The following is a 5,324-nucleotide window of genomic DNA, read 5'->3' on the forward strand; positions in this document are numbered from 1 at the left end:
GCCGCCTCCCCTCCCCCCCCGCCGGGGGCCCCCCCCCCCGCCCCCCGGCGGGGCGGCCACGGTGCGGTTGTCAGGCCGGGATCGCCGTCCGGTTCTCGTCGGGCACCTCGGGCGTCCGGCGCCACGGCACGGTGCGGCGAGCCAGCAGCCGGTCCAGGGCCAGCGCGCCGGGGCCGGCGAAGACGATCAGCAGCAGCGCCCAGCAGAAGAACACCGCCGCCTCGCCGCCGTTTTGGATCGGCAGCAGCGCATGTCTCTGGTGGACGTCGGAGTACGCGTACGCCATCGACCCCGAGCCGACCAACGCGGCCGGCCGGGTGGCGAGTCCGAGCAGCACCAGGACACCACCGACCAACTGGATCACGGCCGCGTACCAGCCTGGCCACTCGTCCGCCGACAGCTCGGGCCTTCCCAGGACTCCGAACAGTGATGCCATCCCGTGACAGGCGAAGGGCAGTCCGACGACGATACGGAACAGGCTGAGCGCATAGGGCTGCGCCCGATCCAGGCGCGCGGTCACCACGAGACCGTCTCCTTTCCGCGCCGCTGCGCGCGCATCACGTGCGGCAGCCGAACGCGGACCGCGAGTAGCTGTATCGCGTGCCGCGCGCCGAAGTGCTTCCGTGCGCGTGTGCGGCGGGAGCCTGGGCGACGATGAGGCTGCCGGCAGCCGCCGCGATCGCCGCGCGCGGGGCGTTGGGGCGCTTGGCCGTCCCTGCGGGTTTGCCCTGTGGGCATGACCGGGGCTGGAGCGGCTGCGAAGGCGCTGTCGGGAGTGGCGCGCCCGGAGCAACCGGAGGTGCGGGTCGCGGGTGTCGCGGGGGAGTCCATGGATCACCTGTGGGGTGGGGGGACAGGTCTGGGGGATGGAGAGCGCTCTCCCGCGAAACCGCAGTGCACTCGGTCCGCGGGAGGGCGTGTGCTCCGGGCTTACGGGAGCTGGTAGTTCTGGTTGAGCACCGCGCCCTTGCCGGGCTGCGACTGGTCGTAGCCGCGCGAGTCGCACTGGAGACCGCCGTTGACGCAGTGCGTGACCATCGCGGCCAGCGTCCGGGCGTCCCAGGCGTTGAAGAAGTCGTAGTGGAAGGAGTAGCCGGCGCCACTGGACAGGTGTATCTGCGACATGTCGCCGTTGACCGGCCAGGCCATCTTGAACTCGATCATCGGCAGGGCGACCGGGTGGTCGGCCGGGCAGACGTTCTGGTTGTTGCCCGATGCGACGGTGTAGGCCATGTGGCTCTTGTGGTCCGGCGTGTCCAGGTGGATGCCGTCCCAGCAGCTCGGAGACTGCAGGCGGATGTTGAGCTGGGTGTCAGGGGTGTTCGGGCAGGTCGCGGGGAAGTTCCAGTTGTGGTAGCTCGTCCCGCACTCCCAGCCCTCGACCGTGCCCTTGAGGTGCTGGAACTCGTCCTGGGACTGCATCGGACTGCCGACCACGAAGCGCAGACCCTTGGGGAAGGGGCGCACGCTGGTGTAGTCGTTGATGGCCGACTTGTAGTAGATCGTCTGCGTGCCGATCGGCAGGATCTTCTGGGTGCCCTTGAACAGGCTGGGCATCCAGTAGGCGGACTTGTCGCCCACCGCGAGGCACGCGGTGTTCCCGGACTCCAGCGAGGCCGTCGTGGAGTTCGCGTTCGTGCCGGTGTTGCCCATGAACGTGTGGTCGTGCGAGGCGCCGGCCTGCCCCGGGTAGACGATCGGGTCGTCCGGTGCGGTCTTCGTGGGAGCGCACTGGGCCTGGAACTCGTGGAAGTAGGCGTGCGGGGGGTCGTACGTGGACGGGGCCACGCCCGTGACCGGCGGATTCGCCATGATGTAGCCGTCGCCGTCCGGGTCGTCGCCCGACGCCTTGGTCGACAGCGGCATGCCCGGCATGCCGGGCATCGCGTACCCGGCCTTGGCCACGTGCTCCGCGTGTGCGGCGGCCGCGTCGGGCGCGGGGGACGCGGTCGCGCTCCCGGTGGTCATCGCGACGCCGCCGATGCCGAGCCCGGTCGCTGCCAGTGACAGGGCAATGAGCAGCCCGGGGATCGTTCGGATCCTCCGTCGTGCCATGGAGACCTCCTGCTTGATGTCGCTACATGGGGGGGCTGACGGGGTGTCGAGGCGGGCGCCACGACAGCCCGTTGAGCGGGAGAGCGCTCTCCGTGTTGCGGAGTGTTCCGCTCCCAACAAGAGCGTGTCAACAGCTTGTTACCGCCCGATGCGTGGTGCGGCGCTCGCCCATTCCTGCCAAACGCCGTGTGGCCTGGACGGACGCGTGGACCCGGGCGTCGGAATAGATGGCCGATCCGGCAAATCGATGGCAACAGCCCCCGAGGGGGTTGCGTATCGGTCGTCCCGGGCACGCGATCCGCGCAGTGCGGGCGGAAGGGCCGGACCGGGGGGTGGTCGATCGGCGGCGATCGACGCAGACCCCGCGCGTCGCCGGGTGCTGCCGGACGTCGCCTTCCTCGCCCCAGGCACTGCTCCCGGGTTCATGCGCGGATCGAGCCGCACCGGAAGGGACAGATGTCTTGACCCCGCGTGCCGAGGAGGGCATGGTTCCGGAGAGCGCTCTCCCATAGGGCGCTCCGCACGTTGGATTTCGAGGAGACGGTCCATGCCTGATGGCGGTATACCGGCGGCGTCGCCATGAGAATCAGCACCTCTTCGCGCCGACACGGGCCTGATCGGCGCGGCGGCGCGTCCAGCAGGCGTCACCCCGGCCCAGTAGCTGCCCCCGGAGTCGCAAGGGCCCGCCGGCAGGACGAGATCCTCCCCCTTCACCCCTTCGGGCCGGGAGCCGGCGCCCCGCCGCAGCCCGGCCCGAAGGGCCCGCAAAGCCGTACGTCGGCTCGGTAGCCGCCGAGAGTCGTACGGCCGAGCATCGCGCACGCCGGCGGGCTGTCGAGGCCCGCCGCGCCCATCCCCGTCCGCCGGGCCGAACCCCCACGGTCGTGCGCCCGCACGGCCCGGTGTGCCCTTCCGCAAGGAGCCGACATGTTCAGATCCCCCTCCTCGGCACCACGCCGGGGACCCACCCGCGCCGCACTCCCCACCTTCGCCGCGCTCACCGCCCTGCTCGCCACGACCCTCGGCGCCGCGGCCGTGGCGCCCGTGGCCCAGGCCGCTGACGCCAGCGTGACCGCCGGCGCCGCGGCCGCCGCCGAGGTCCTGCTCTCGCAGGGCAAGCCCGCCACCGCGTCCTCACAGGAGGGCGACGGCCTCGCCGCCGCGGCCGCCGTCGACGGCAACGCCGGCACCCGCTGGGCCAGTCAGTGGCGGGAGGGCGAATGGCTCCAGGTCGACCTCGGCGCCTCGCACGACCTCAGCCGCGTCGTTTTGAACTGGGAGTCGGCGTACGGCAAGAGTTACGACATCCAGGTCTCCGACACCGGCACCGGCGGGTGGCGCACGATCAAGAGCGTCACCGGCGGTGACGGCGGCACCGATGACATCGCCGTCTCCGGCACCGGCCGGTACGTGCGCATGCAGGGGGTCCTCCGAGCCGGCGGGTACGGGTACTCGCTGTGGGAGTTCCAGGTGTACGGCTCCGACGGGGGCACCACGCCCCCCGGCGGCGGCACCGGCGCCGTGAAGGTCGAGGGCTCGCAGGGCAACTGGCGGCTCACCGCGGGCGGCCAGCCGTACGTCGTCAAGGGCCTGACCTGGGGCCCCTCGGTGGCAGACGCGTCGAAGTATCTGCCGGACGTGAAGTCCATGGGTGTCAACACCATCCGCACCTGGGGCACCGACGGCAGCACCAAGCCTCTCCTGGACTCCGCCGCTGCCAACGGCATCCGGGTGATCAACGGGTTCTGGCTCCAGCCCGGCGGCGGCCCGGGGGCCGGCGGCTGTGTCAACTACGTGACCGACGCGGCCTACAAGAGCAGCTCGCTGACCGAGTTCGCCAAATGGGTCGACACGTACAAGAGCCACCCGGCGACGCTGATGTGGAACGTCGGGAACGAGTCGGTGCTCGGGCTCCAGAACTGCTACAGCGGCACGGAACTGGAGGCGCAGCGCAACGCGTACACCTCCTTCGTCAACGACGTGGCCAAGAAGATCCACAGCATTGACCCCGACCACCCGGTCACCTCCACCGATGCCTGGACCGGTGCCTGGCCCTACTACAAGCGCAACGCGCCGGACCTCGACCTGTACGCGATGAACTCGTACAACAACGTCTGCAAGATCCGCCAGGACTGGCTCGACGGCGGCTACAACAAGCCGTACATCGTCACCGAGACGGGCCCGGCCGGAGAGTGGGAGGTGCCGAATGACGCCAACGGCATTCCCGACGAGCCCACCGACGTGGCGAAGGCCGACGGCTACACCCGAGCCTGGAACTGCGTCACCGGCCACCAGGGCGTGGCCCTCGGCGCCACCCTCTTCCACTACGGCACGGAGCACGACTTCGGCGGCGTCTGGTTCAACCTGATCCCCGACGGGCTCAAGCGCCTCTCCTACTACGCCGTGAAGAAGGCGTACACCGGCTCCACCGCCGGAAACAACACCCCGCCGGTGATCAGCAACATGACCGTCACCCCGGCGAGTGCGGCCGGAGCCGGCAGGGAGTTCACCGTCCGCGCCGACATCCGCGATCCCGACGGGGACGCGATCACCAACAAGATCTTCCTTTCCGGAAACTACGCCAGCGGTGACAAGCGGCTCGTCGAGGCGACGTGGCGCTCCACCGGCAACGGCACCTTCGCCGTCACCGCCCCCCAGAAGCTCGGCGTGTGGAAGGTCTACATCCAGTCCGAGGACGGGCACGGCAACGCCGGCATCGAGACCAAGTCCGTCAAGGTCGTCGCCCCGCCTGTCAACGGCACCAACCTGGCGCTCAACCGCCCCGCCACCGCCTCCTCCTTCCAGGCCGCCTACGGCGACTGCCCCTGCGCCCCGGCCCTGGCGGTCGACGGCAAGGAAGCCACCCGCTGGGCCAGCGACTGGAGCGACCCGCAGTGGATCCAGGTCGACCTGGGCTCCGCCAAGCCGCTGCGGACCCTACAGCTGGTGTGGGACCCGGCCTTCGCGAAGTCCTACGAAGTCCAGGTCTCCGACGACGGCGCCACGTGGCGCTCGGTGTACCAGACCACCGCCGGTGACGGCGATGTCGACACCCTCGCGGTCAACACCACCGCCCGCCACGTACGGCTCCAGCTCACCGCGCGCGGCACCGCATGGGGCTACTCCCTCCACGAGATAGGCATCTACAGCTGAGCCCCCCACCGGCGTACGGCGGCGAGCAGCCCCGGCCGACCGTGTCCTGCGCGAGCGGACAGCTCTCGGCGACTTCCGTGACGGATGCGCTACCAGGCAGCACAAAGGACCAAGCC

The 5,324-nt window shown here is 70.5% G+C and carries 3 protein-coding genes; 1 reads left to right on the plus strand and 2 read right to left on the minus strand.

The features are described 5' to 3' along the window. Nucleotides 1-70: 70 nt before the first annotated feature. Both ABZ721_RS40750 and ABZ721_RS40755 read right to left on the minus strand, forming a co-directional pair. Nucleotides 71-520 carry a DoxX family protein gene (locus ABZ721_RS40750; protein ID WP_358793902.1) on the minus strand — a complete coding sequence of 150 codons (450 nt, stop codon included), beginning with the start codon at nucleotides 518-520 and terminating at the stop codon, nucleotides 71-73. A 410-nt stretch (nucleotides 521-930) separates the two neighbouring features. Then, nucleotides 931-2,055, minus strand: coding sequence for a DUF1996 domain-containing protein (locus ABZ721_RS40755; RefSeq protein WP_358793900.1), 1,125 nt, complete (start codon nucleotides 2,053-2,055; stop codon nucleotides 931-933). Nucleotides 2,056-2,982: 927 nt separating this feature from the next. On the opposite strand from ABZ721_RS40755, the gene ABZ721_RS40760 reads away from it, so the two are divergent. Beyond that, entirely contained in the window at nucleotides 2,983-5,208 is a 2,226-nt protein-coding gene (locus ABZ721_RS40760) for a discoidin domain-containing protein (RefSeq protein WP_358793901.1), read from the plus strand. Nucleotides 5,209-5,324: the final 116 nt, after the last annotated feature.

The sequence above is a fragment of the Streptomyces sp. NPDC006733 genome (genome assembly GCF_040636125.1).
In the GTDB taxonomy this organism is placed as follows: domain Bacteria; phylum Actinomycetota; class Actinomycetes; order Streptomycetales; family Streptomycetaceae; genus Actinacidiphila.